This window comes from Paenibacillus rhizovicinus, from assembly GCF_010365285.1.
Taxonomy (GTDB): Bacteria; Bacillota; Bacilli; order Paenibacillales; family Paenibacillaceae; genus Paenibacillus_Z; species Paenibacillus_Z rhizovicinus.
This window is the reverse complement of sequence record NZ_CP048286.1, coordinates 3,340,001-3,365,045: the sequence shown is the minus strand read 5'-3', so window position 1 is coordinate 3,365,045 and position 25,045 is coordinate 3,340,001. Positions and strand designations below refer to the sequence as shown.

23 protein-coding genes and 1 other RNA gene (1 of these 24 only partly in view) are annotated in these 25,045 nt (G+C 56.6%); 23 read left to right on the top strand and 1 reads right to left on the bottom strand.

Annotated elements, in window-relative coordinates; all coding sequences use genetic code 11:
- Positions 1 to 74 precede the first annotated feature (74 nt).
- The 11 genes from speE (at position 75) to argS (ending at position 12,255) form a co-directional block, all read left to right on the top strand.
- Positions 75 to 902, top strand: a complete 828-nt coding sequence (gene speE, locus GZH47_RS15030) for a polyamine aminopropyltransferase (RefSeq protein WP_162640798.1) — start codon at positions 75 to 77, stop codon at positions 900 to 902.
- Positions 903 to 926: 24 nt separating this feature from the next.
- A complete protein-coding gene (speB, locus tag GZH47_RS15025) occupies positions 927 to 1,796 on the top strand; it encodes an agmatinase (RefSeq protein ID WP_162640797.1) in 870 nt (289 codons plus the stop codon).
- A 418-nt stretch (positions 1,797 to 2,214) separates the two neighbouring features.
- Positions 2,215 to 3,249, top strand: coding sequence for a LacI family DNA-binding transcriptional regulator (locus GZH47_RS15020; RefSeq protein WP_162640796.1), 1,035 nt, complete (start codon positions 2,215 to 2,217; stop codon positions 3,247 to 3,249).
- 140 nt (positions 3,250 to 3,389) lie between these two features.
- Positions 3,390 to 4,877, top strand: a complete 1,488-nt coding sequence (locus GZH47_RS15015; protein WP_162640795.1) for an extracellular solute-binding protein — start codon at positions 3,390 to 3,392, stop codon at positions 4,875 to 4,877.
- A 158-nt stretch (positions 4,878 to 5,035) separates the two neighbouring features.
- Entirely contained in the window at positions 5,036 to 5,911 is an 876-nt protein-coding gene (locus tag GZH47_RS15010) for an ABC transporter permease subunit (RefSeq protein WP_162640794.1), read from the top strand.
- A gap of 4 nt (positions 5,912 to 5,915) precedes the next feature.
- Entirely contained in the window at positions 5,916 to 6,785 is an 870-nt protein-coding gene (locus GZH47_RS15005; protein WP_162640793.1) for a carbohydrate ABC transporter permease, read from the top strand.
- 13 nt (positions 6,786 to 6,798) lie between these two features.
- Complete coding sequence (locus tag GZH47_RS15000; RefSeq protein WP_162640792.1) at positions 6,799 to 8,382, top strand: CehA/McbA family metallohydrolase; 1,584 nt, start codon at positions 6,799 to 6,801, stop codon at positions 8,380 to 8,382.
- 291 nt (positions 8,383 to 8,673) lie between these two features.
- Entirely contained in the window at positions 8,674 to 8,925 is a 252-nt protein-coding gene (locus GZH47_RS14995; protein ID WP_192043610.1) for a DUF7667 family protein, read from the top strand.
- Positions 8,926 to 9,082: 157 nt separating this feature from the next.
- A complete protein-coding gene (locus GZH47_RS14990) occupies positions 9,083 to 9,586 on the top strand; it encodes a DNA-deoxyinosine glycosylase (RefSeq protein ID WP_162640791.1) in 504 nt (167 codons plus the stop codon).
- Positions 9,587 to 10,068: 482 nt separating this feature from the next.
- Positions 10,069 to 10,518, top strand: coding sequence for a YwiB family protein (locus GZH47_RS14985; RefSeq protein ID WP_162640790.1), 450 nt, complete (start codon positions 10,069 to 10,071; stop codon positions 10,516 to 10,518).
- Between the two features lie 57 nt (positions 10,519 to 10,575).
- On the top strand, positions 10,576 to 12,255 hold the full coding sequence (argS, locus tag GZH47_RS14980; RefSeq protein ID WP_162640789.1) for an arginine--tRNA ligase: 1,680 nt from the start codon (positions 10,576 to 10,578) through the stop codon (positions 12,253 to 12,255).
- A 42-nt stretch (positions 12,256 to 12,297) separates the two neighbouring features.
- Here the strand turns inward: argS and GZH47_RS14975 are convergent, their stop codons facing one another.
- The gene (locus tag GZH47_RS14975) at positions 12,298 to 13,434 is read right to left on the bottom strand and encodes a S8 family peptidase (protein ID WP_225446496.1); all 1,137 of its coding nucleotides are present in this window, start codon (positions 13,432 to 13,434) and stop codon (positions 12,298 to 12,300) included.
- A gap of 452 nt (positions 13,435 to 13,886) precedes the next feature.
- On the opposite strand from GZH47_RS14975, the gene rpoE reads away from it, so the two are divergent.
- The 12 genes from rpoE to recR all read left to right on the top strand — a co-directional run.
- Positions 13,887 to 14,456 carry a DNA-directed RNA polymerase subunit delta gene (gene rpoE / locus GZH47_RS14970; RefSeq protein ID WP_162640787.1) on the top strand — a complete coding sequence of 190 codons (570 nt, stop codon included), beginning with the start codon at positions 13,887 to 13,889 and terminating at the stop codon, positions 14,454 to 14,456.
- Between the two features lie 314 nt (positions 14,457 to 14,770).
- Positions 14,771 to 16,375 (top strand): CTP synthase, encoded by a 1,605-nt coding sequence (locus GZH47_RS14965; protein WP_162640786.1) that lies wholly within the window; start codon positions 14,771 to 14,773, stop codon positions 16,373 to 16,375.
- Between the two features lie 127 nt (positions 16,376 to 16,502).
- Entirely contained in the window at positions 16,503 to 16,901 is a 399-nt protein-coding gene (locus GZH47_RS14960) for a response regulator (protein ID WP_162640785.1), read from the top strand.
- A gap of 477 nt (positions 16,902 to 17,378) precedes the next feature.
- Positions 17,379 to 18,626 carry a UDP-N-acetylglucosamine 1-carboxyvinyltransferase gene (locus tag GZH47_RS14955; RefSeq protein WP_162640784.1) on the top strand — a complete coding sequence of 416 codons (1,248 nt, stop codon included), beginning with the start codon at positions 17,379 to 17,381 and terminating at the stop codon, positions 18,624 to 18,626.
- Positions 18,627 to 18,739: 113 nt separating this feature from the next.
- Positions 18,740 to 20,098, top strand: a complete 1,359-nt coding sequence (gene rho, locus GZH47_RS14950) for a transcription termination factor Rho (protein WP_162640783.1) — start codon at positions 18,740 to 18,742, stop codon at positions 20,096 to 20,098.
- Between the two features lie 40 nt (positions 20,099 to 20,138).
- The gene (locus GZH47_RS14945; protein WP_162640782.1) at positions 20,139 to 21,398 is read left to right on the top strand and encodes a radical SAM family protein; all 1,260 of its coding nucleotides are present in this window, start codon (positions 20,139 to 20,141) and stop codon (positions 21,396 to 21,398) included.
- A 129-nt stretch (positions 21,399 to 21,527) separates the two neighbouring features.
- Positions 21,528 to 21,725, top strand: a complete 198-nt coding sequence (gene rpmE / locus GZH47_RS14940; protein ID WP_162640781.1) for a 50S ribosomal protein L31 — start codon at positions 21,528 to 21,530, stop codon at positions 21,723 to 21,725.
- A gap of 83 nt (positions 21,726 to 21,808) precedes the next feature.
- The gene (locus tag GZH47_RS14935; RefSeq protein ID WP_162640780.1) at positions 21,809 to 22,195 is read left to right on the top strand and encodes a hypothetical protein; all 387 of its coding nucleotides are present in this window, start codon (positions 21,809 to 21,811) and stop codon (positions 22,193 to 22,195) included.
- Positions 22,196 to 22,260: 65 nt separating this feature from the next.
- Positions 22,261 to 22,525: signal recognition particle sRNA large type (gene ffs / locus GZH47_RS14930), an RNA gene on the top strand.
- 233 nt (positions 22,526 to 22,758) lie between these two features.
- Complete coding sequence (dnaX, locus tag GZH47_RS14925) at positions 22,759 to 24,546, top strand: DNA polymerase III subunit gamma/tau (RefSeq protein ID WP_162640779.1); 1,788 nt, start codon at positions 22,759 to 22,761, stop codon at positions 24,544 to 24,546.
- 48 nt (positions 24,547 to 24,594) lie between these two features.
- Positions 24,595 to 24,909, top strand: coding sequence for a YbaB/EbfC family nucleoid-associated protein (locus GZH47_RS14920; RefSeq protein WP_162640778.1), 315 nt, complete (start codon positions 24,595 to 24,597; stop codon positions 24,907 to 24,909).
- Between the two features lie 29 nt (positions 24,910 to 24,938).
- A protein-coding gene (gene recR / locus GZH47_RS14915; protein WP_162640777.1) for a recombination mediator RecR crosses the window boundary here: on the top strand, positions 24,939 to 25,045 show its start. 493 nt of this gene lie beyond the right edge of the window; only the first 107 of its 600 coding nucleotides appear in the window; the start codon lies at positions 24,939 to 24,941; its stop codon lies beyond the right edge, outside the window.

Genomic DNA, 25,045 nt, shown 5'->3' with positions numbered 1-25,045 from the left:
TTATAATACAGATTGAAACATTTGACCTTATGAATCAATGAAAGCCATACATACAAGAAAGCAGGGATTAACCGATGGAATTGTGGTACACGGAGAAGCAAACCCCAAGTTACGGCATCACGGCTAAAATCAAAGAAACGTACGTAAGCGAGCAAACGGATTTCCAAAAGCTCGATATGATCGAAACCGAAGAATTCGGCACGATGCTCGTATTGGACGGCATGGTTATGACGACCGACAAGGACGAATTCGTTTATCATGAAATGGTGGCGCACCCTGTGCTCTACACGCATCCGAACCCGAAGAAAGTGCTCGTCGTGGGCGGCGGCGACGGCGGCGTTATCCGTGAAATCCTGAAACACCCAAGCGTGGAGAAAGCGGTTCTTGTCGACATCGACGGCAAGGTTATCGAATATTCCAAGAAATATTTGCCGAACATCGCTTGCGGTCTGGACGATCCGCGCGTCGAAGTCATCGTGAACGACGGCTTCATGCACATTCATGACCACAAGAACGAATACGACGTCGTGATGGTCGATTCCACGGAACCGGTCGGCCCTGCGGTCAACCTGTTCACGCGCGGCTTCTACCAAGGCATCTACGACTCCCTGAAAGAAGACGGCATCTTCGTCGCTCAAACGGATAACCCTTGGTTCACGCCCGACCTGATCTCGAGCGTTAACCGCGACGTGAAAGAAGTATTCCCGATCGTGCGCGTGTTCTGGGCGAACGTACCGACGTATCCGAGCGGCCTGTGGACGTTCACGATGGGCAGCAAGAAGTACGATCCGCTTGAAGTCGACGAGTCCAGCATTCCTGAAATCGACACCAAATACTACTCTCCGCGTCTGCACAAAGCGGCATTTGTTTTGCCGAAATTTGTGGAAGACCTCGTGAAGTAAGCGCAAGAGAGGAACCAGCCGACCATGAAACTCGATCAAAAATATTCCGGCAACGTGTTTATTCTAAGCTCCGAAAACTATCAAACGTCCAAAGCGGTCATCTACGGCATGCCGATGGACTTTACCGTATCGTTCCGCCCGGGCTCGCGCTTCGGCCCGCCGCGTATCCGCGAGGTGTCCATCGGCCTGGAAGAATACAGCCCGTACCTGGACCGCAGCCTGGAAGACATCGAATACTTCGACGCCGGCGACCTGCTGCTGCCGTTCGGCAACGCGGCGCGCTCGCTCGATATTATCGGTGAATTCGTAGCCGGCGTGCTGGAAGACGGCAAAATGCCGGTCGGTCTCGGCGGCGAGCATCTGTGCTCCTGGCCGATTTTCCAAGAAGTGTACAAGAAGTACCCGGATATGGCGATCATCCACTTCGACGCCCATGCCGACCTGCGCGAGTCGTACGAAGGCGAACCGCTTTCGCACTCCACGCCGCTTCGCAAAGCGGCTAACCTGATCGGCGGCAAGAACGTGTACCAATTCGGCATCCGTTCCGGCTCGCGCGAAGAGTGGCAGTTTGCCCGCGAGAACATCAATTTCTTCCCGTTCGAGGTGCTGGAGCCTTTGAAAAAAGTGCTGCCTGAACTGGCTGGCCGTCCTGTCTATCTGACGATCGACATCGACGTGCTGGATCCGTCCGCTGCACCGGGCACGGGTACGGCGGAAGCCGGCGGCATCACGTCGAAGGAATTGATCGACGCGGTTCACGCGATCGCGCGCTCCGGCGTGAATGTGATCGGCTGCGACCTCGTGGAGGTTGCGCCGGCGTACGACCCGACCGAACAAACGCAGATCGTCGCGGCGAAAGTCATCCGCGAGATGCTGCTTGGATTCATTAAGTAACGCTGCGCCAACCGCATATGGTAACATAACCAAGATCTCCCAAGAGAAGCTGTCGCCGACAGCTCTCGCGGGAGCTTTTTTTTGCGCCTTTTTGCGGCTGCCACGGCGAATGCCGCAGCTTCCTCTGCTCTTGCGGCGGGCTTACGGTGCCCTGATCAATGCCGGATCGCCGGATGCCGCTCCATTATTAAAACGGTTTAATGGGTCCATTCTCCCGCAAAACGGGACAATATTACCGTTTTCCATCCAAAATCTGCGGAAATTCGTGCAATTTTCCCGGGTTTACAATATCTCTGCAACGGTTTTAAACGTATTTTACAAAACCGGTTTAATGTTGTTCTTGGGTCGGACAAGCCGATCGTTCATGCAGCGCTCATCCGTTATTCCAACTCGCATAGGAAAGAGAGGCTAGGATGTCTTGGCTACCATCGACGACGTCGCGAAAGCATCCGGCGTATCCAAGGGCACGGTATCGAGCGTGTTCAGCAAGAAGCGGCCCATCAGCAAGGAAGTTAGCGAGCGCGTGCTCGCCGCGGCCGAAGCGTTGAATTACAAGCCGAATTATTGGGCGCGAAGCCTGGCCAACCGATCCACGCACATTATCGGTTTGAACATTCGGGGCGAATCTTTTAAATTCGGCCAGTTTCATCTCTCGCTGCTCAACGGCGTGCTGCGCGTCTGCTACGAGCATGGCTATCGTCTGCTCGTTAACACGCTGTCGCCCGCCTATCTGAATCAAGTCGAAAATATCGCATCGGATCCCGTGGACGGGGAAATCCTGCTCGATCCCGTGGAGGACGACGCCCGAATCGCGGACCGGCTTCGCAGCGGACTGCCCATCGTGGTCATCGGCCGCCCGCCGGCGAAGTACGAAGCGCAGGTAAGCTACGTCGACAACGACAATGTCGGCATGGCTGCCCGAGTGACCCGCTATCTGCTGGAGCTCGGACATACGGAGATTTTGTTCCTGAACGCCATGGCCGGAACGACCGTATCGGATGACCGGGGGAACGGCTACCTGGCCGCGTTCAAGCGAGCCGGCCGCGTGTCGAAGCCGGAGCTGATGCTGAATAAGCCGCCGGAAGACACGCCGTCGCACGGCTTCGGCTACCATGCCGCGCTCGCGAAGCTGACGGCCTTGCCGGCCATTACGGCGATCATCGTAGACACCGACATGATGGCGCTCGGCGTCTACAAGGCGGCGGAGCAGCTGGGCCTGCGCATTCCGGAGCAGCTGTCGGTCATCGCGTTCAGCGACAACTCCGTCCTATCGGCGGAGTTCCATCCGCCGCTCACCGGCGTTCGGCTGTACGCCGACCGCCTCGGGACGGAGGCGCTGCAGCTGCTGCTGGAGCAGATGCAAGCCGAAGGCAAGAGCGCCAAGCGGGTGCTCGTGCCCGCGGAGCTCGTCGTTCGAGGTTCCTGCGCGTCGCCGATGTTTACGCATAAATAATGCAAGTTCCTGCGCGTCCATTCGTTCGTGCATGGGAACTGAGGTCCTGTCCCTAAGCCATTGCCGCCTAGCGCGGCACGCACGCCGGGTATACGCCGATCAAACGCTAACGCAAGTTCATATCAGGAGGGTATCTATTCATGAAAAAGCTGCTTTTGACGATGTCGACGGTTGCCGTCGCGGGAACGATGATTTTGACGGGCTGCGGTTCGGAGTCCAACGGGAACGATGCGGCGAATGCGCCAGCCAATTCGCAGACGGATAATGCGCCGGCCAATGCCGGAGGCGGCAATGCGGCTGACGCGGCGAACGCGCCAACCAATGCGCCGGCAGCGGAGATGAAGCTGCGCATCCTCGATGCCAACGTCGGCGGCAAGACGCCGGAAGAGAATACGAAGTTCGAAGCCGAAATCAAACGTTTGACCGGGATCGACGCCAAGATGGAGAAGCCCGCGAGCGATTACGACCAGAAGGTGCTGACGGCGCTCGGCTCCGGCGAGAAATACGACCTGATCGAGCTCAGCGATCTCGGCCAGCTGGCGACTTTCGTCGACCAAGGCGTCGTGACGGATCTGACCGATTTCGTCACGAAATCGAAGGTGCTGTCCGATCCGACCGTCGTGCCGACGAGCGAATGGGATCAATTGAAGGACAAGGACGGCAAAATCGTCGCCGTATTCAGCAAGTTCCAAGGCGGCACGATGCCGATCGTGCGCAAGGACTGGCTCGACAAGCTGGGTCTCCAAGAACCGAAGACGCTGGACGACTACTACAACGTGCTCAAAGCGTTCAAGGAGAAGGACCCGGACGGCGACGGCAAGAACGACACGTACGGTCTCAGCACGTCCGACCTCTATGATATCCAAGGGTTCATGAGCGCGGCAGGGTTGAAATACCGCTATGTCATGAAGGACGGCAAACGTACCATTCCGTATGCCAGCGAAGCTGCTATCCCGATGTATCAATGGTTCGCGAAGCTGGTGAAGGAAGGCATCATGGATCCGAACTTCGTCACGAACGACACCGGCAAAATGCGCAATCTGTTCCTTACCGATCGCGTCGGCATGGTCACGTACTGGGATGCGTGGGTCGGCATGTTCAACAACATGAAGCAGCAGGAAGATCCGAGCACGAAGTTCCAGGCAGAGGCGCTTGACGGCATCCCGGGCGCGGACGGCACGGTTATGCTTCGCCGCGGCGACCCTGACTTCTGGATCGTTCCGGTCAATGCCGAGCATCCGGACGCCGCGAAGAAGTTCCTGGAGTTCTGGCATACGGAGCCGGGCATTACGCTGGGCAGCCTGGGCATCGAGGGCGAGGATTACACCAAATCCGGCGACGCGTACACGCTGACGGATACCGGCAAAGATCATAGCAGCGACCACGGCGTGCCGTTCTGGTACAACGAGAACGTGAAGCCGCCGTTCGGCAAACTGCCTGGCGTACAAGCCGCGCAGGATATCGTCAAGCAGCATGCGACGCTCGAGCTGTCGCTGCCGGGCTGGGACGACGCGGAGAAGATCGTCAAGAACTACGCGCTCAAAGCGATGTCCGGCCAAATGGACGCGGCCGAAGCCGTTAAGAAGATGCACGACGAGCTGCTCGGCAAGAAGCTGATCGACGAGTAAGGCAAGTCACGCGCCGCCGACCGCCGCTCCCTGCATGGAAGCGGCGCGAAAGCGGGCCATGCACGGAAACCGCGAGCAGGGGGAGTCCAATCCCCTGCTTGTCCTCTTTTTAACTGCTTATTAGCGATCTTTACCATAGAAGGACGTGGAAAAAAGTCATGAAGGTGTTGAAGCGATACGGCGCGCTCTATGTCATGATGGTGCCGGTCATAGCGTATTTTCTCGTATTTGCCTACTATCCGCTCGTGAAGGGGCTGCAAACCAGCTTTCAGGACTACAGGCTGATGGGCGATCGGCCGTATGTCGGGTTCGCGAACTATAGCGCCGTCATGCACGACTCGATGTTCTGGGATGCGATGGTCAACACGCTCGTCATCGGCGGCGGCATTCTGCTGTTCACCTTTGCAGCGCCTCTTATTATCGCGCTCTCGCTGAACGAAGTGCTGCGAACCTGGTACAAGAAGCTGGCGCAGATGGTGCTGTACGTGCCTCATCTGCTCTCTTGGGTGGTCGTCGGCGGGATTTGGATTTTCATGCTGTCGCCGGACAGCGGGCTTGTCAATATGATTCTCGTCCATGTCTTCCATCGGGCGCCGTTCAATTTCCTGGCCGATTCCACGTGGGCGCGCTGGATCATGATTTGGCTCGCGACGTGGAAGGAGATGGGGTACACGTGCATTTTGTTCCTGGCGGGCATCGTGTCGATCAATCCGTCGCTGTACGAAGCGGCGCGCATCGACGGGGCGACGCGCTGGCAGCAGCTTATCCGCGTCACGCTACCGCAGCTCGGCAATACGATGAAGGTCGTCTTCCTGCTCAATACGCTCGGGATTTTGCGGATTTTCGATGAGGTGTTCGTCCTGCGCAACCCGACGATCGCTACGAAAGTCGACGTGCTGATGATGTACACGTTCCAGAAAGGCATTCTCGACATCAAGCTCGGACCCGCCTCGGCGGCCAGCTTCTTCGTCCTACTACTAACGCTTGCGTTGACGCTCGTCGTACGGCGAGTAACGCGATTTGATGAGGTGTAATGAAATGTCCGATCGATTCGAACGGCTGGGATGGAAAAGTAAAGCTTTCGATACGCTGAACGCCCTGTTCCTGTTTGCGCTCATGCTGACCATGATCATCCCGTTTATCAACGTGGTGGCCTTGTCCTTCTCTTCCGGCGTCGCCTCCATGCAGCCCGAAATCATCCTGTGGCCGAAAGCGTTCAGCGCCGAAGGGTACGCCATCGTATGGAAGAGTCTCGACATTTGGCGGCCGTTCATGAACAGTGCTATCGTGACCGTGATCGGCACCGCGCTTCACGTCCTGCTGTCCAGCCTTGCCGGGTACGTGTTCATCTACCCTCGTCTGCCAGGCCGGAGAATCATGCTGACCTTCGTGCTCATTACGATGATGGTGCCGCAGGAAGCGATCATGATTCCGTTGTACGTGGTGAACAAGGATTTGCATCTGATCAATACGCTCAGCGCGCTCGTCTTGTCCGGGCTGGTCTCGGGCTTTTCGATTTTGCTCATGCGCAGCTTCTTCTTGAACGTGCCCTACGAAATGGCGGAATCGGCGAAGATCGACGGCGCGGGGGAATTCCGGATTTTCCTGACGATGTATATGCGGCTTGCGGCTGCCGGGTTGGCGACGGTCGTCCTGTTCGAATTCGTCGGACGGTGGAATATGTTCACGGCGCCGGTCATGTTCATTAACGACTCGATGAAATATACGCTGCAGGTCGCGCTCAAGGCGATGATTATCGATACGAACAGCAACTCGGGCACGTATATGGTGACGACGAACGTGCGAATGGCGGGTATTATTATCAGCATTATTCCCCTTCTGGCCGTCTATCCGTTCGTGCAGAAATACTTCATGAAAGGCATCCTGCTTGGCGCAAGCAAGGAATAGGAGGACGAGAACGATGGAAGCGGGCATGCACGGCAAGGAGGCGGCCGTCGGTTCGGCAGCCGATGGCGTCGCCGAGGGAAGAACGGCTTCGGGCAAAACATGCGGCAAACGCAGGCTCGTGCTGCGGCGATGGATCGGGAAGGACGAGGAGCGCACGTATTTGGAGGTGCCCTTCCAGCTCGAAGGCGAGGTCGAGCGTATCGATGTCGCATACCGGTACGAACGCGGCGGAGTCGAAGAGACGGTTGTCGATATCGGCCTGCGCGCGCCGGAGCGCATCGTCGGCTGGAGCGGCGGCGACCGCGAAGCGTTCTTCGTCGGGCTGGAGAAGGCGACCCCCGGCTACCGCTGCGGACCGATTGCGCAGGGCGAATGGGCCGTGCTGCTCGGGGCGTACAAAATCCCCGCCGGCGGGGCGGAGGTCGTCGTCGAAGTGGAGCTGTCCTTGCGGAGAGGGCGCTGGATGAAGGGCGACCTTCATATGCACAGCGTGCACAGCGACGGACGGTACACGGTGGAGCAGGCCAAGGAATCCTGCCGGGAACGGGGGCTCGAATTCATGGCGCTCACCGACCACAATACATCCTCGCAAAATCTAGCGGCGCTCGCTCCCGACGAGCAGCTGCTGCTCGTTCCGGGCGTGGAACTGACGAGCTACTTCGGCCATGCCAACGCCTTCGGCGCGCCGGACGCGCTGCGGGATTTCCGTGTCGTGACGGCCGAGCAGGCGGACGGCGTGCTGATCGAAGCGCAGGCACGCGGCGCGTTCGTCTCGCTGAACCATCCGTTCTGCCCGGCTTGTCCGTGGGAGCTTGGCTTCGATGCGCCGTATGACGCGGTCGAAGTATGGAACGGCCCGTGGCGCGCGCTGAACGAACGCGCCGTTGCCTGGTGGCACGGGCAGCTGGCGCAAGGCCGGCGGCTCGTCGCGCTCGGCGGCAGCGACACGCACCGCGTCGACCGGTTCGTCAAGCACGGCCGGCCGACTGCCTCCGTTTGGACGGAGTCCGACACGGTGGCGGGCTTGCTGGACGGCATCCGGCGCGGCCGCGTCGTGCTGTCGTTCGATCCCGACGAGACGTGCATGAACCTCGTGTCGGGGGAGTACGGCGTCGGCGATATAATTCCGGCCGAAGAAGCGGTATCCGGCGTGCCGTTGAAGATAGACGTTTGCGGCGCGAAGGGCGATCGGATTTCGCTCTGGTCGGACCGCGGCATCGAAGCGGTCTGGGACATTGGCGGCGCGGATTCCGGCGAACGGCGGGAATGGGAGCGCTTCGCGGCGGAAGACGGCGAGTGGGCCGTTCAGCGGGAGATAGCCGCGATCCTCGCCATCGAAGCGGAGGCCGATGCCGCCGATGCCTGCGGCGGGCAAGGTCGCGCGGACGGAACGTCTGCGGCGGCAGCGGCAGCGGCTCCGGCGCCGCAAACGGCGGACGCGTCTAACGGGCGCGCCCGCATTTCGTTCCAAGGCGCGGCGAACCGGTTGTTTTACCGGCTGGAGGCGCGCCGCCATGCGGACGGATTGAACGTGTCCGTCATGACTTGCATGACGAACCCGATCTATATCGGCCGCGCCGAGGAACCGGGCGTTTAGGCATTCCCTGTGCGGCGTCGCGGTTCGGCCAAGGCGCAGGATCGCGCGCGTGCCTGCGTCGGGCCGGCTTAATGCGCGCAGACTGCATGCAGGGATGGATACCGCCTTCGGGCGGTTTTTTTATGCTGGCCGGCGTACCGGAGCCATGCTCTCGTCATAAAATAACAAAGCGCTATTTTTAGTTCGTTTTCAGCTGCGATTGTCCATAAAGCGGGCCGATCGGCGCTTGGAAGCTTTCTTTTTTGGTCATACTGGATACTAGTGTGAGACGATAGAGGGAGGCGCGAGAGCATGACCATTTTGCCGATTCATGAACGGCTTGCGGAACTGTGGACGATTCGCGGAGCCCGGCATCTGACAGGGGAAGAGCAGGCCGATTTCGAACACTGCCTCGCCGTCAATGCCATGCATGTCAGACAAATCGCCAATTTGCACAACTTGTCCCTGGCCGCATCGATGATCGGGGACGTCGATTGGCAGCATGAAATCTGCCTGAGGCTGGAGAAGTTGAGCGGACTTCCGCCGGGCTCGCCACAATTGTAGGCGCAGCGCAGACGAGGATCATCCGCTGCTTTGCGGGGGGACAAGCCAAGCGTGAGCAGGGCCTGTGCCATGCGCCACGGTGGTGACGACATACCCGATCGGTTGCCAAGGGACGTCTACTCCGGTTAAGCTCGGAGGTAGAGGAGGCGATCTACCGATGCGCGTACATTCATTCCCGCCGATGATCCACGAAGGGGCGGTGCTTCTCGTGCTTGGCAGCATGCCGGGCCAGGCATCGATTGCCGTGAACCAATATTACGGCAATCCGCGAAACCATATGTGGCGGGTGCTTTACGGGCTGTTCGGCCGGGAACCGGACGAGACCTACGAGGATCGGCTGGCGTTTGCGGCCTCGCACGGGATCGCCATGTGGGACGTTATCGCGTCCTGCGAGCGGGAGGGCAGTCTGGATGCCAATATCCGGGCTGAAGTTCCGAACGACCTGCCGGGCTTGCTCGCGGACTATCCGAGCGTAAGAGGTTTGATTTTCAACGGCGCGAAATCGCATGATACCTTCATGAAGTATTTCAAGGATCATCCCGTCATGGCGGGTCTGACGAAGATAAAGCTGCCGTCGACGAGCCCGATCCCGACGAAAACGATGCGCACGACCGCCGACCGGATCGAAGCGTGGCGCGTGCTGCTTCCGTACTTGAGATGACAATTGCCGCTTGCATTTTTGGCGAGGTCGCATATAATAGGACAAATAACAGCCACATACGATGAACGGGATAGTAGCTTGCAAGGCGCTGACAGCAGCGAGCCGGGATGGTGGAAGCCGGCGCAGCGGGGCAAGGGAATCGCACCCGGGAGTTGATTTACTGAATAAAGGCGCTGGTTCGCTGTCGGAGACGGAGAATGCGGCATTCGCCTTGCTAGGTCGATCCGGTCACCCCGTTATCGTGTTCGAGAGGCACGCGCTCGTATCCGTCGTTCGGCGGGGAGTGCAGCCAGAAGAGTGGTACCGCGGAAATCAACCTCCGTCTCTTTATTGAGACGGGGGTTTTCTTGTTCTCCGAAGCAATTCGCATTAGGCTTCGGAGATTACGCGGCAAGGGGTCCGTATCCGCGCGCAGGGCCCCATTTGAAAATCAGAATCCGCCTGCTATAGTGGGAGTATGAAGAGGACGGGGGGCGACAGCGATGAACGATAAGGCCAACGTGAGAATCACGCTGGAAAGCGATATCGACGGCGAAGAGCAGCACAATCTCATCGACGGCGAGTGGTACCGCAAGGGCAGTACGTTCTTCCTGCGGTATGCGGAGTCCGAGGACGGCAGCGAGGTGCGGACCATCGTCCGCTGGCGCGAAGGCGAGCTCAGCGTAACCCGGCGCGGTGCCGTGGAGTCGCAGCAGACGTTCGCAGCCGGCGTCCGCTATAACGGACAGTATGAATCGCGTCATGCGTCATTCCCGTTGGAGACGGAAACGAGCCTGCTGTGGGTTCAGTTCGGCGACTTGTCGAAAGCGGGACCGAGCGAGGAAGTGCTGCGGCCGAACTTGCCGCTGCTGCTGGAATGGCATTACAACCTGCTCGTTGGCGGCGAACAGATCGGAAGCTTCAAGATTCGCCTTCGTGCGGAAGAAGCGTAAGGCAGCGTGCCGACGATAGATTTAAGACTTACCATTAATAGGAGGACATGATTCGTTATGAAACTCAATGTTATTGAACAGCTGCACCAGCAAGTAAAGGACGCCATCGCCGACGCGGTCGTAGCCGCCGGCCTGGCGGCACGGGAGGAGCTTCCGGTTTTCGTGCTCGAAGTACCGAAGGAGAAGACGCACGGCGATCTCGCCACGAACGCCGCCATGCAGCTGACGAAGCTGGCGAAGAAGAACCCGCGTCAGATCGCGGAAGCGATCATTGCGCATTTGGATACGGCCAAGGCGTCCATCCAAAGCGCGGAGATCGCCGGCCCCGGTTTCATTAACTTCCGCATGGACCGCAGCTACCTGTATCCGGTCGTCGCCGAAACGATGGCGCAGGGCGCCGACTACGGCCGCATCGGCATCGGCGGCGGACAGCGCGTGCAAGTCGAGTTCGTCAGCGCCAATCCGACCGGCAGCCTGCACTTGGGCCATGCCCGCGGCGCGGCCGTAGGGGATGCGCTCTGCAATCTGCTCGATTATGCGGGCTATGACGTCACGCGCGAGTATTACATCAACGACGCCGGCAAGCAGGTGGCGAATTTGGCGCTTTCGATCGAAGCGCGCTACAAGCAGGCGCTCGGCCAAGACGCCGAGATGCCGGAAGACGGTTACCACGGCGAGGATATCGTCGGCTTCGCGAAGGAGCTGGCGGCAACGGAAGGCGACCGCCTGCTGTCGCTGTCCGATGAAGAGCGTTTCACCTTCTTCCGCGATTACGGTTTGGAGCGCGAGCTTGCGAAGATCAAGCGCGACCTGGGCGAATTCCGCGTAAACTTCGATGTGTGGTACAGCGAGACCTCGCTTTATCAGACAGGCCAAGTCGTGCAGGCGCTTGAGGCGCTTCGCGAACGCGGTCAAGTCTACGAAGAAGAAGGCGCAACGTGGCTGAACACGATGGCTTACGGCGACGACAAGAACCGCGTGCTCGTGAAAAATGACGGTTCGTACACGTATTTGACGCCGGACATCGCGTACCACCGCGACAAATACGGCCGCGGCTTCGACAAAATGATCAATATCTGGGGCGCTGACCACCACGGCTACATCCCGCGCGTGAAAGCGGCCATGGAAGCGCTCGGCAACGATCCGCAGAAGCTGGTCGTATTGATCGCCCAGATGGTCAGCCTGTTCCAGAACGGCGAGAAGGTCAAGATGTCCAAACGTACCGGCAAAGCGGTTACGATGGAAGACCTTACGGAAGAAGTCGGCACGGATGCGATCCGTTACTTCTTCACGATGCGCAGCATGGACTCCCATCTCGACTTCGACATGGATCTGGCTATTTCGACTTCGAACGAGAACCCGGTGTTCTACGTTCAGTACGCCCATGCGCGGATCTGCAGCATTTTCCGCCAGGCCGAGGAGCAGGGCATTGCCGTGCTGCCGCTTGACCAGGTGGACTTGAGCCAATTGACGACGGAGCATGAATTCGACCTGCTTCGCAAAATCGGCGAGCTGCCGCTTGAAATCGCGGAAGCGGCAGCGCAATACGCGCCGCACCGCCTGATCCGCTATGTATACGAGCTCGCGTCGCAGTTCCACAGCTACTACCGCGCGGACCGTGTCATCACCGAAGACGCTGCGCAGACGCAAGCGCGCTTCGCGCTGCTCGGCGCAACGCGCGTCGCCATCGCGAACGTGCTGAAGCTGGTCGGCGTTTCCGCGCCGGAGCGCATGTAAGCCAGCTCATAACCTTCCTGCACGCAAAACAAGGCCGGGAACCTACCGTTCCACGGCCTGCAGCATACGCATAACATCCAGCTCCCCGGTCAGCCGGGGGGCTTTTGTGCCTCTTAAGGGGAGCATCGACCGCTTTACGACCGCTTTAATGTCCGTCGGCGTCATGCCCGGGCGATAAGCCAGCAACAGTGCGATGGCGCCGCTGACATGGGAGGTCGCCATCGAGGTGCCGCTCATTTCGTTGTATTTGCCGCGCAGCCAGGAGGACAGGATTTTGTCGCCGGGCGCGTAGACGTCGATATACATGCCGCGGTTACTGAACGGGGCGATGCGCCGCAGCCGGTTGGTTGCGCCGACCGCGATCGTCTGCGGATAGCGGGCGGGATAGTCGATCGCTTTGCGCTTGCCGTCGTTGCCGGAGGAAGCGACGATGATGACCCCGGCGTTGAACGCGTTGTTGACGGCGGTCAACAGCGATTTGCTGCGCGTTTTCATGCCGAAGCTCATGTTGACGATATCCATGCCGCTGCGCACGCACCAATCGATGCCTAGCACGATGTCGGACACGAAGGCGCTGCCGTTGTGGTCGAACGCTTTGACCGGATGCACCGTGGCGCGCGGAGCGACGCCGATCATGCCGTGCACCTGGTTGGCGGCGGCAATCGTTCCGGCAATGTGCGTGCCATGGCCGTTATCGTCATGCGGCAGCGTGCCGCGGTTGAGCAGGTTGATTCCCCGTCCCAGCGACTGCTTCAAGTCGGGATGGCTGAAATCGACGCCGGTGTCGATGACGCCGACTTTGACCCGGTGTCCCGTCGTGGAGCTCCAGGCCAGCGGCGCTTTGATTTCCTGCACGCCCCACGGAATGCCTTTCTCGCGGGCGGCCGGTTTGTGCACGGTGGCGTGAACCGATACCTGGGGATCGTTCTCGATCCATATCCCATTGGCCGGAGCGGAGGCGAGCAGCTCGCTCGTCACGGGGAGAGAGAAGGCTTCTATGGAAGGCAAATGCCGAACGGCTTCCGAAGCATCGGGATCCGGCACGTCGAATTTCGACCATTCCAGCAGGAAGCGCTCATAATCGCCGTGCTGCCGAAAACGGACGATTCGCCGCTTGGCAGCGGGTGCGGTAAGTGACGTCGCGCTATGCAACAGGCGGAGAATTGCGGATCTGTCCAAATTTTGCTTCCCCTCCATGGCGAATCATGCTGCAGTATTGTATGAAGGAGGGTAACAAGCTGTATAAGCAACTTGCCTTTTTTCGCATAATTAGGCTGCAAACCGTGTCATTCGCCGCACGGGGACATAGTATAAACCAAGAGTCCTTTACGGACTCTTGTTACCGGAACCGGCAACTGCCGTCATCCGGAAGGATACAGTCGGAGCGAAGGGGCCATCCTTCGCTTTTTCTTTTTTTTACGGACCAAGCAAGCATCCGCATGGGCAGCGCTTTCTTGTTCGGAGCCAGTCGGGCGGAACCGGACCTGCCGCGAAAATACGGGGATCGTTCGGCCTTCCCGATCCTTGCCGCAAGGCATGCTTGCTTTTTGAGATAAAATAGGTTTTACTATAGTTTGATAATGGATTGCTTGTAATCGGCAGGCAATTTGACATGAGAGGAAGTGTCCGAAATGAGCAGCGAGATCGTCTTGAAAATCGATCCGGAACGCGTCAAGGAAATGCCGATGGTCGACCTGGCATTTGAATTGCTTAAAGCGGCTAATACGCCGTTTTACTATCGCGACATCATGATGGAAATTGCGAAAATCCGGGGCTTGTCCCAAGAACAAATCAACCAAGTGATTGCGCAAGTATATACAGAAATCAACATCGACGGACGGTTCGCCTGCGTCGGCAGCAACATGTGGGGACTGAAACGCTGGTACCCTGTCGAGCGCAACGAGGATCCGGTCGGCAATGCGAAGCGTTCGCGCATCATTAACGACGAAGATGACGACGATGACGTGTACACGGACGAAGAAGAGGATACTTACGCAGCCGAGGACGACGATTTCGATTCGTACGACGAGGATCAGGAAATCTTCGACGAAGCCGAGGAAGAGGCGGAAGTGGACGAAGAAGTGCTGATCGACGACGAGGAAGCCGAAGAAGAAGGCATCGAAGTCGACGGTGAGGCCGAAACGGACGAAGAGAGCGAAGACGGCGACTTCGACGACGAAGAAGACGAAGACGATAAATAAACCGTTTCTGCAACCGCCTGCCAGAGGTTCCCTTGGCGTCCAAGAAAGAATCGATTTCATCTGATTTTTCGCTTGGATTTCGCGGCATGAGACGCGCTTTGCCGGTCTTTGCGGCGCGAGCGTTTCACCTTGACAGGCGGTTTCACAGCGGGTAAACTATTGTTTGGGCTTCAAGTTCGGACATAAGGTATATGCCAAAAATTAGAAAGTGCCCCGTTTATACGGGTGTCACTTTTTTCTTTTTTATGGACCATTTTTCTTCGGGAATTGGGAGAACCTATATCATAACCATACAGGCGTGGAGGGTATCATCAGTGACTAAGTACATTTTCGTAACAGGCGGTGTTGTTTCGTCGCTTGGCAAAGGTATTACGGCAGCTTCACTTGGGCGGTTGCTCAAGAACCGCGGTCTTAAAGTGACCATTCAGAAATTTGATCCGTACATTAACGTCGACCCGGGAACGATGAGCCCGTACCAGCACGGCGAAGTGTTCGTAACGGACGACGGCGCGGAAACGGATTTGGATTTGGGTCACTACGAGCGTTTCATCGATATCAACCTGTCCAAGAATAGCAACGTCACGACGGGCAAGATTTATTCGACGGTCATCACCAAGGAACGCCGCGGCGAATACTTGGGCGGTACCGTGCAAGTCATCCCGCATATCACGAATGAAATCAAGGACCGCGTATTCCGCGCGGGCAAAGAAACCGGTTCGGACGTGGTCATCACCGAAATCGGCGGCACGGTCGGCGATATCGAGAGCCTTCCGTTCCTGGAAGCGATTCGTCAAATCAAGAGCGATATCGGACGCGAGAACGTCATGTACATTCACGTGACGCTTATTCCGTATATCAAAGCGGCAGGCGAAGTGAAGACGAAACCGACGCAGCACAGCGTAAAAGAGCTGAGAAGCATCGGCATCCAGCCGAACGTCATCGTATGCCGGACGGAATATCCGCTGGCCGAAGACATGAAGCGCAAAATCGCGCTCTTCTGCGATATCGACGAGAATGCCGTCGTGGAATGCCGCGACGCTTCCACGCTCTATGAAGTTCCTCTCAACCTGCGCGAAGAGGGCTTGGACGAGATCGTCGTCAACCATTTGAAACTGACGACGGACCAGCCTGATATGACGGAGTGGGAAGATCTTGTCCGCCGCGTGAAACAGCTTAGCCGCACGACGGAGATTGCCATCGTCGGTAAGTACGTTGCGCTGCACGATGCGTATCTCAGTATTGTCGAGTCGCTCAGCCATGCCGGCTTCGACGCCGATGCGGACGTGAAAGTCCGCTGGGTGAACGCGGAAGAGCTGACGGAGCATAACGTTGCGGATCGCCTTCAAGGCGTTCACGGAATCTTGGTGCCGGGCGGTTTCGGAGACCGCGGCATCGAAGGCAAGATCATCGCGATCCGCCATGCGCGCGAGAACAATGTGCCGTTCTTCGGTATCTGTCTCGGCATGCAAGTAGCGGTTATCGAGTATGCGCGCCACGTGACGGGTTTCAAGGATGCCAACAGCTCCGAGATTAATCCGCTTACGCCGTATCCGGTTATCGACTTGCTGCCTGAACAGAAGGATATCGAAGACATGGGCGGTACGATGCGTCTTGGTCTGTATCCGTGCAAATTGGCGCCGGGATCGCTTGCGGAGCGCGAATACAATGACGAGCTCGTTTACGAACGTCATCGTCACCGGTACGAATTCAATAATGAATTCCGCGAGAAAATCGTAAACTCGGGCTTGAAGATTACGGGTACTTCGCCTGACGGCCATCTGGTTGAAATCGTAGAGCTGCCGGAACATCCGTGGTTCCTTGCGGTTCAATTCCATCCGGAATTCACGTCGCGTCCGAATCGGCCGCAGTCGCTGTTCCGCGGGTTCGTTCGCGCCGCGCTTCAACTGGCAGAGAGCTAACATAAGAAGTTAGGACTAAATTTCCAACTTAAGCAGGAATATGGATGCTTGGACGCGAAATCAGTTAGCTGATATTCCAATCCAACCGTGGCGATCGATTGTCGTGCATTCCTAGGAGGGTTTCAAGTTGGAAAACAAGAAAGTCTTGATTGTCGATGATCAGAATGGCATTCGTATCTTGTTGATGGAAGTATTCGGCAGCGAAGGGTACGAGACATTTCAGGCGCCGAACGGCAAGCTAGCGCTGGAGATCGTTCGAAACGAGTCGCCGGATCTGGTTTTGCTTGATATGAAAATTCCCGGCATGGACGGACTTGAGATTCTGAAACACGTGAAAGCCATCAACAAGGAAATCAAAGTCATTATGATGACGGCTTACGGTGAGCTTGACATGATTAAAGAGGCGACCGATCACGGTGCGCTGATGCACTTCACGAAACCGTTCGACATTGACGAGATGCGGCTGGCAGTCAATATGCAGCTCCGCAGCGGCGAGTCCGGCGGATGGTACGCGGTGGGATCCTAACGACGGGGTCCCGCCTTTTTTTTATCCAAGCGCGCATAAATCGGGGATTCGGCCGATTGGCAAGACTTGTACCAAACGTATCACGAATGTGGTATAATGACCGGGTGTGATAACAGAAGCGTGATGCAAGATCGGTCATTTGCAAGTCTGCGCTTCTAAGCGAAGACTTCCCGCAAAATACCTGGTTTTTGCTTGTGCCGCTTTGCTGGCCGTCGTTCAAGAGAAGATCCGTTTGTTCAAATATAGCCGGAATGAAACGCTCTGCGCCGCCTCAAGGACGGCAATAGCCGTTTCGCCTTGGGCAGCAGCAACCAAGCTTAACTTCCGATAGTCAAGGGTATCGAACAGCCGCGTAATGCGTAATCGGACAGGCGCCCCATCCTTTCAAGATCGCTTTGAGAGGTGGAGCGCTTGCTTTATGGCATTATCGGCTGTTTGTTCCATTGCTCTCACCGGATGGGAGGAAAACGAAGACCAATGGAAAAATTGATGATTCGCGGCGGACGCCCGCTGCGCGGCACCGTGCAAATCAGCGGTGCGAAGAACAGCGCCGTTGCGCTTCTGCCCGCGTCGATATTAGCGGAGTCAACGGTAACGCTGGACAACCTGCCTCATCTGAGCGACGTGGCGGTATACAGCGAGATTTTGGAAGAGCTGGGCGGCGTTGTGGAATGGAGCGGCGACTCCATCGTCATTGACCCTTCGGCCATGGTATCGAAACCGATGCCGAACGGGAAAGTCAAACTGCTGCGCGCCTCGTACTACTTGATGGGCGCCATGCTTGGACGTTTTGGAGAAGCGACGATCGGTTTGCCGGGCGGTTGCAATTTTGAACCTCGTCCGATTGACCAGCATATCAAAGGTTTTGAAGCTTTGGGTGCGACAGTTACGAACGATCACGGGTCCATACGCATTGTGGCCAAAGAACTTCGCGGCGCTAAGATTTACCTTGATGTTGTCAGTGTTGGAGCGACCATTAATATCATGCTTGCGGCCTCGCGGGCCAAGGGCTTCACGATTATTGAAAACGCGGCGAAAGAGCCTGAAATCATAGATGTAGCTACGCTTCTTAACGCCATGGGCGCCAAAATCAAAGGGGCCGGAACGGAAACGATCCGAATTGAAGGCGTCGAGCAGATGCACGGCTGCCGCCACTCTATCATCCCTGACCGGATTCAAGCGGGAACGTACATGATTATGGCCGCGGCAACGCGCGGCGATATGTTGATCGACAATGTTATTCCGAAGCATATGGAAGCTATTACGGCCAAGCTCCAGGAGATGGGCGTCCATGTATATGAGATGGACGAATCCATTAGAATCGTAGGACAACCGTCATACGAAGCCATCGACGTGAAAGCCCTCGTATACCCCGGGTTTGCCACGGATTTGCAATCCCCGATGACCAGCCTGCTCACGCAGACGACAGGCGTAAGCATTTTGAGCGATTATGTGTACAGCAGCCGTTTTAAGCATGTCCCCGAGTTATCGCGCATGGGCGCGAACATTCGAGTAGAAGGCCGATCGGCCATTGTCGAAGGCTGCAAGCTGAATGCTGCGAAAGTCCGTGCCGCCGATCTGCGGGCCGGAGCCGCGCTCGTTGTAGCCGCGCTTACGGTCGATGACGGTGTAACGGAAATTACGGGCGTCGAATACATCGACCGCGGCTACGATAATTTAGTCGAGAACCTGCGCATGCTAGGCGCGGACGTTTGGCGCGAATAGCGCGTTTCTATTTTTCTAGCAATCGCCGAGTCGGTCCGAATAGAGCGGGCCGATTCCGGCAATGATGGAAGAAGCTTGCCTGTCTTTGAACATTGATAAGAAGTGGTGATATTATGTCTGAACTTCAGATCACGGATCTTGAAGTGATGAAGCTCACGGAGCTTTATAAGCTGGCCAAGCAGCACCAGATTCAGGGCTATGGCCAACTGAAGAAGAGAGAATTGATTTTTGCGATTTTACGCGCGCAAGCGGAACAAAGCGGCCTTATGTTTATGCAAGGCGTACTTGAGATTTTACCGGAAGGCTTCGGATTTCTGCGGCCGATCAACTATTTGCCGAGCACGGAGGATATTTACATTTCGGCCTCTCAGATTCGCAAGTTCGATCTCCGCACAGGTGATTTAGTATCCGGCAAGTGCCGGGCTCCCAAAGAGAATGAACGTTATTTTGGACTCCTTCAGGTTAATGCCGTCAACGGAGAAAGCCCCGAACATGCTGCAGAACGTCTTCATTTTCCAGCCCTGACTCCTCTCTATCCCGAGAAGAAACTCGTTCTCGAAACCGCCCAGCCCAGACTTTCAACGCGTATCATGGACTTGCTCGCCCCTGTCGGCTTAGGACAGCGCGGACTTATCGTTGCCCCGCCGAAAGCGGGTAAGACGCAGCTTATCAAGGAAATTGCTAATAGCATTTCAATTAACAATCCCGAGATCGATCTTTTCGTGCTGCTGATTGACGAGCGTCCGGAGGAAGTAACGGATATGTCGCGTTCGGTCAAAGGCGAAGTCGTCGCATCGACATTCGACGAATTGCCCGAGAATCATATTAAAGTGGCGGAATTGGTGCTGGAGCGCGCGCTGCGTCTGGTCGAGCACAAGAAAGACGTTGTCATTCTCCTGGACAGCATCACGCGGCTCGCGCGCGCATACAACTTGGTCGTGCCGGCATCGGGCCGAACGCTGAGCGGCGGTATCGATCCTGCGGCTTTCCATCGTCCGAAACGGTTCTTCGGTTCCGCGCGGAACGTGGAAGAAGGCGGCAGCTTGACGATTCTGGCGACGGCGCTTATCGAGACGGGTTCCCGTATGGATGACATCATTTATGAAGAGTTTAAAGGTACGGGCAATATGGAGCTGCATCTTGACCGGAAACTGGCGGATCGCCGTATTTTCCCTGCGCTGGATATCCGTCGTTCGGGTACCCGCCGCGAAGAGATGCTGCTGACCAAAGAACAGCTCGATAAAGTATGGGCAATTCGCAAGAACATGAACGATTCCATTGAATTTATCGACGGCTTCCTGAAGAAGCTGGCGGATACGAAGGATAATGAAGAGTTTCTGGCTTCGCTCGACACGTCGAACGTGACGCCGCCGGCACCGCCGAGAGGCAGACCAAGCTCGGGCAGCAGCTCGTCGGGCAGTTCAAACGGCGCGCCGCGTCGTCCGTCTCCGCGTTCCACGACAGTAACCTAGATTATAAAGAAAAGCAGTTTTTGTTTTGAGGAGGTGCATCATGAATCTCGTATATGCAGACGAACAAGGCAATTTGTTCGATCACCCCGATTGGATCGCTCTCGGCCGCAGCGGCGACATGGTCGTTGAGCTGATGGAAGACGAACTGATCCCGCTGCCTGATGGCGCGACTATGGTTGGCCTGCCGCATACGCGTCCCATCGGCATTCATGCCGCTTCGGGCGAAATGCGTCCGTTGCCGGGCAACTATCAAGCTGTAGGCGCATTGCTGCCGCAGGGCTTTACCCGATTGTGCATCCCCGGCTACATGAAGACGGATAAGGCACAGAAGCTCCCGCTGTTCGGCTATTCGGCCGTTGTATGGAAAGATGGAGGCTTCTACGTCGCCGCGCAGAAATGCGATGACCCGGAACGCTGGAATCCGCTGAATTGCGATCCGAAGGAACTGAACGTCGGCGTCGAGCGTCTGTTGGCCAAGTATCCGGAGAACCGGCTGTACCAGCATCTTTCGAATTGCGCGCTCGGCTATGAGTGCTTGACCGCGTCCAATACTTTCTTGCAGCGCTGGGAAGGAGCCGTCCCGGTATCGTTCTCTTGCAATGCCGGCTGTTATGGCTGTATTTCGGAACAACCGGACGACAGCGGATTTCCCGCGCCGCAGACACGGATGAACTTCAAGCCGACGGTGCAAGAGCTCGTCGACGTGATGATGGAGCATTTGAATGCACCGGATTCCATCATCAGCTTCGGGCAAGGCTGCGAGGGCGAACCGTCCACGCAGGCCAGAATTATCATCGGCGCCATGCGCGAAGTACGCAGCCGCACTTCGATGGGCTACATCAACATCAACACGAACGCGGGGCTGACCGATCATATCCGCGGTATCGTGGACGCCGGTCTGAACCTGATGCGCGTCAGCACCATCAGCGCGTTGGACGACCACTATAACGCCTACTACAAACCGCGCGGCTATACGCTTGCGAACGTAGAGAAGTCGCTTCGCTATGCGACGGACAAAGGCGTGTACACCTCGATCAACTATTTGATTTTCCCGGGCGTTACCGATCGGGAAGAGGAGATCGAAGCGATGCTCGGTTTCGTGAAGCGGACGGGACTGAAATTGATTCAGATGCGGAATCTGAACATCGATCCCGAGAGCTACCTGGAGCTGATTCCGAAGGCGCAAGGCGAAATCTATGGCATGAAGCAAATGCTTGAGATTTTCGCTGACGAGCTTCCGGATGTGGTCATCGGATCCTATACGCACGTTCCTCCGGCTCCATTGAAGCAGCCGCTGTAAGGACTATTTGGCAGCTCGGACATGCCTTCTAAGGCATTGCGTCACGACCCTTGCCATGCTATAATCGAAATTGTCTGTAACAGAACTCTGGGTCCGCCTGTTGATCCAGGGCAGAAAGAGGTGAACGAGATGAAACAAGGTATTCATCCGACATACCACGTCACGTCAGTAACTTGCGCTTGCGGCAACACTTTCGAGTCCGGTTCGATCAAACAGAACCTGCGCGTAGAGATTTGCTCCGCTTGTCACCCATTCTTCACGGGTAAGCAGAAGTTCCTGGATGCCGGCGGTCGCGTCGACAAATTCAAGAAGAAATACGGTATCTAAGCCTAATCGGCCTTCATTGCCGGAATTTAGCAGAATACAAGAACCTCCCTCAGCCATCCTATTGGTTAAAGGGAGGTTTTTTTATGTCAAGCCAACGTATTCTGCTGGGCACACTCGCGCTGGCGACAGCAATTTCGCTTGCTGGCTGCGGCAATAAGGACGAGACCAACAATTACAACACGAAGTCTTATGGACATGACGGATATATGGGCTTATCCAACAGCAATCCGCATTTGCCGAACCGCAATGGCCAGTTTCTGAATCAAGACACGGACGGCGACTTTGCGCAGACGAAATTGAAGCAGGTACCGGGGGTAGGCAAGGCGACAATCCTCTTCCAAGCACCCGACATGTACGTCACGATTACGCCGAAGAAAGGCTTCGACAGCGCACAGGTTAAGGAGAAAGCGACTTCCGTTCTGAAGTTCAACATGCCGCGCTATGACGTTCATGTCAAAATGTCGCGTTGACCATATAACGTTTCCATCGAATAGGCGGTTGCACTTTTGAGTTGAACCAGCTATACTTATCTCTACCGTGCTAGACGGGGAGGTAGCGGTGCCCTGTAACTCGCAATCCGCTGTAGCGAGGTTGAATTCCTATCGTAGGTTTTTGCAGTGTGGGGCTGGTGCCCTGGAACAGTGTTGACGGCCGGGTCCTCCGCAATGGACGCTTGTGAACGGGTCAGGTCCGGAAGGAAGCAGCCATAAGCAAGTTTGTTCATGTGCCGGAGGGGTGCTTGACCAGAGCTGGGAAGGGGCGTTCCGCTCATGTCGCTTAAATCGAGGATAGGTGCACGGTCCTGATTATAAGGACAACAACATCCGAATTGACTCTACGGAGTCATGCAGGGTGTTTTTTTTGTTTCTGGCAGGAAGTTGGACGCCTTTGCGAGAAAAAGTAGAATTGGAATGCCTACAGTGTTTGCAAAATCCGGTTCATGCGGCAGTTTTTTTGGCTGGCGGCATCGTGTATAATAGAAGGACGGCCTGTACGGGCCGGGGACGATCAACAGCCGAAAGGAACGGACTCGATGTCACATATAGCTTTATACCGTGCCTGGCGTCCGCAGACGTTCCAGGATATGGTCGGCCAACAGCATATTATTCAAACGCTGCAAAACGCGATCCGCGAGGACCGGGTTTCGCATGCGTACTTATTCAACGGCCCGCGCGGGACGGGGAAGACGACGACGGCCAAAGTGTTGGCCAAAGCGATCAACTGCGAACAGGGGCCATCGACGGAACCGTGTAACGTGTGCGATGCTTGCCGGGGAATTACGGCAGGCACGGTCATGGATGTCGTGGAGATCGATGCCGCATCCAACCGCGGGATTGATGAAATTCGGGATATACGGGATAAGGTCCGGTATGCCCCGTCGGAAGTCCGCTTTAAAGTGTATATTATAGATGAAGTCCATATGCTCACATCGGAGGCGTTTAACGCGCTTCTCAAGACGCTGGAAGAACCGCCGGCGCATGTTATATTTATATTGGCTACGACTGAACCGCATAAGCTTCCGGCCACGATCATCTCTCGCTGCCAGCGGTTTGACTTCCGTCAGGTGTCGCTGCCGGAGCAGACGGCGCGCCTGCGTCAAATCTGCGCCGAGGAAGGTATTTCGGCGGACGAGGACGCGCTGGCTTATGTCGCAAGGCTTTCGGACGGCGGGATGCGCGATGCCATTAGCCTGCTGGAACAGGTATCCGCTTACGGCGGCGAGCATATTACGCTCAATGATGCGGTAGAGGTAACGGGCGGGCTGGCCGCCGAGCAGTTCGAGCAGCTGGCCGAAGCGGTTCGCGACCGAAACGCCGGCGCGATCCTGCCGCTTGTCGAAGGTTTGATGCAGGCCGGCAAGAGTGCCGACAAATGCCTGGAGAATCTCGTTTATTACTTCCGGGATCTGCTGGTATTGAAGCTGGCCCCGCAAGGAAAAGCATCGACCGAACGGATTGTCGATCAGGATAAGTACAGAACCATGGCGGCCTCTTTCAGTTCAGAGCTGCTGTTCCGGATGATTGACGTGCTCAACCAATATCAGCTTGAAATTCGCCATGCCGCGCTGCCGCAAACGATTTTCGAAGTTGCGCTGATGAAGATTTGCACCTTGCAAGACGCTAGCGGCGGCCGCTCCCATGAAGGGGAGGCTTCATCCGATGCTTCCTCGCCAGGAGCATCCAGCGGCGAGGTTCAACGACTGCAGCAGCGGATCGATTCGCTGGAACGCAAGATCGAGCAAATGGTTCAGTCCGGCGTTCGTCCTGAAGGCGGCGCAGGCCAAGAGCAATCTGGCGGAGCCGGACGCGGAGGCGGCAAGGGCACGAACAACTTCGGCGCCAAGAGCGCTGCAGGCGGGCTGGGCGGTTCCATAGCCCGGGTGAAGCTGGATCCGTTCCTTGCAGCCGCGGAGAGCCAAGCGACGGGGCAGGTGCGCATGAAATGGGCGGATATTCTGCAACGCGTGAAAGGGCACAATATTTCCACGCATGCTTGGTTCGTGAACGGCGAGCCTGTCTCGGCGGCAGAGAACACCATTTTGGTCGCGTTCAAGAACTCGATTCACCGCGAGACGACCGAGAAACCGGCCAACCGCGAAGTGATCGAGCGCGTGTTGCAGGAAGTGTACAACCGTCCGGTGCGGCTCGCGACTGTCATGCTTAAAGAATGGCAGACCGCCGCCGAGAAGGGGCCGGCTCCTGCAGGCGAATTGACTTTATTGCAGGAAGACGAGCAGGGCGGTCCGCCGCCTGAACCGGAATGGGTCGAGGAAGCCGTCAAGCTCTTCGGCGAAGATCTTGTCGTTGTCGAAGATAACTAAGCCCGTTAATATGTAATGACGTAAACTAATCCAAGGAGTGAACCTACAATGAGCAACAACATGAACCAAATGATGAAGCAAGTGAAGAAGATGCAAGAGCAAATGCTGAAAGCGCAAGAAGAGCTGGGCACCAAGATTATTGAAGGCACTGCTGGCGGCGGCGTTGTAACCGTCATCGTTAACGGCCACAAAAACGTTCAAAGCATCTCGATTAAACCAGAAGCGGTTGATCCCGACGATATCGAAATGCTGCAGGATCTCGTCCTGACCGCCGTCAACGATGCATTGAACAAAGCAGACGAGCTGGCTAATAAAGACATGGGCAAATTCACGGGCGGCATGAAAATCCCGGGTCTATTCTAAAATCGTTTCATAAGTAGAGGAGACGCGCTTTGTACTATCCCGAACCGATAGCCAAACTTATTGATGCCTTCAGCCGATTGCCTGGCATTGGTCCGAAGACGGCGGCCAGATTGGCCTTTCATACCCTCAAGATGAA

Bases quoted from the DNA above. Each gene is read 5' to 3' on its own strand.
- rpmE (WP_162640781.1), top strand. From the start codon at position 21,528: ATGAAACAAGGTATTCATCCGACATACCACGTCACGTCAGTAACTTGC.
- GZH47_RS14995 (WP_192043610.1), top strand. From the start codon at position 8,674: ATGACCATTTTGCCGATTCATGAACGGCTTGCGGAACTGTGGACGATT.
- GZH47_RS14990 (WP_162640791.1), top strand. From the start codon at position 9,083: ATGCGCGTACATTCATTCCCGCCGATGATCCACGAAGGGGCGGTGCTT.
- GZH47_RS15015 (WP_162640795.1), top strand. From the start codon at position 3,390: ATGAAAAAGCTGCTTTTGACGATGTCGACGGTTGCCGTCGCGGGAACG.
- GZH47_RS14945 (WP_162640782.1), top strand. From the start codon at position 20,139: ATGAATCTCGTATATGCAGACGAACAAGGCAATTTGTTCGATCACCCC.
- speE (WP_162640798.1), top strand. From the start codon at position 75: ATGGAATTGTGGTACACGGAGAAGCAAACCCCAAGTTACGGCATCACG.
- GZH47_RS15005 (WP_162640793.1), top strand. From the start codon at position 5,916: ATGTCCGATCGATTCGAACGGCTGGGATGGAAAAGTAAAGCTTTCGAT.
- rpoE (WP_162640787.1), top strand. From the start codon at position 13,887: ATGAGCAGCGAGATCGTCTTGAAAATCGATCCGGAACGCGTCAAGGAA.
- GZH47_RS14920 (WP_162640778.1), top strand. From the start codon at position 24,595: ATGAGCAACAACATGAACCAAATGATGAAGCAAGTGAAGAAGATGCAA.
- GZH47_RS14935 (WP_162640780.1), top strand. From the start codon at position 21,809: ATGTCAAGCCAACGTATTCTGCTGGGCACACTCGCGCTGGCGACAGCA.
- speB (WP_162640797.1), top strand. From the start codon at position 927: ATGAAACTCGATCAAAAATATTCCGGCAACGTGTTTATTCTAAGCTCC.
- GZH47_RS14955 (WP_162640784.1), top strand. From the start codon at position 17,379: ATGGAAAAATTGATGATTCGCGGCGGACGCCCGCTGCGCGGCACCGTG.
- rho (WP_162640783.1), top strand. From the start codon at position 18,740: ATGTCTGAACTTCAGATCACGGATCTTGAAGTGATGAAGCTCACGGAG.
- argS (WP_162640789.1), top strand. From the start codon at position 10,576: ATGAAACTCAATGTTATTGAACAGCTGCACCAGCAAGTAAAGGACGCC.
- GZH47_RS14985 (WP_162640790.1), top strand. From the start codon at position 10,069: ATGAACGATAAGGCCAACGTGAGAATCACGCTGGAAAGCGATATCGAC.
- GZH47_RS15010 (WP_162640794.1), top strand. From the start codon at position 5,036: ATGAAGGTGTTGAAGCGATACGGCGCGCTCTATGTCATGATGGTGCCG.
- dnaX (WP_162640779.1), top strand. From the start codon at position 22,759: ATGTCACATATAGCTTTATACCGTGCCTGGCGTCCGCAGACGTTCCAG.
- GZH47_RS15000 (WP_162640792.1), top strand. From the start codon at position 6,799: ATGGAAGCGGGCATGCACGGCAAGGAGGCGGCCGTCGGTTCGGCAGCC.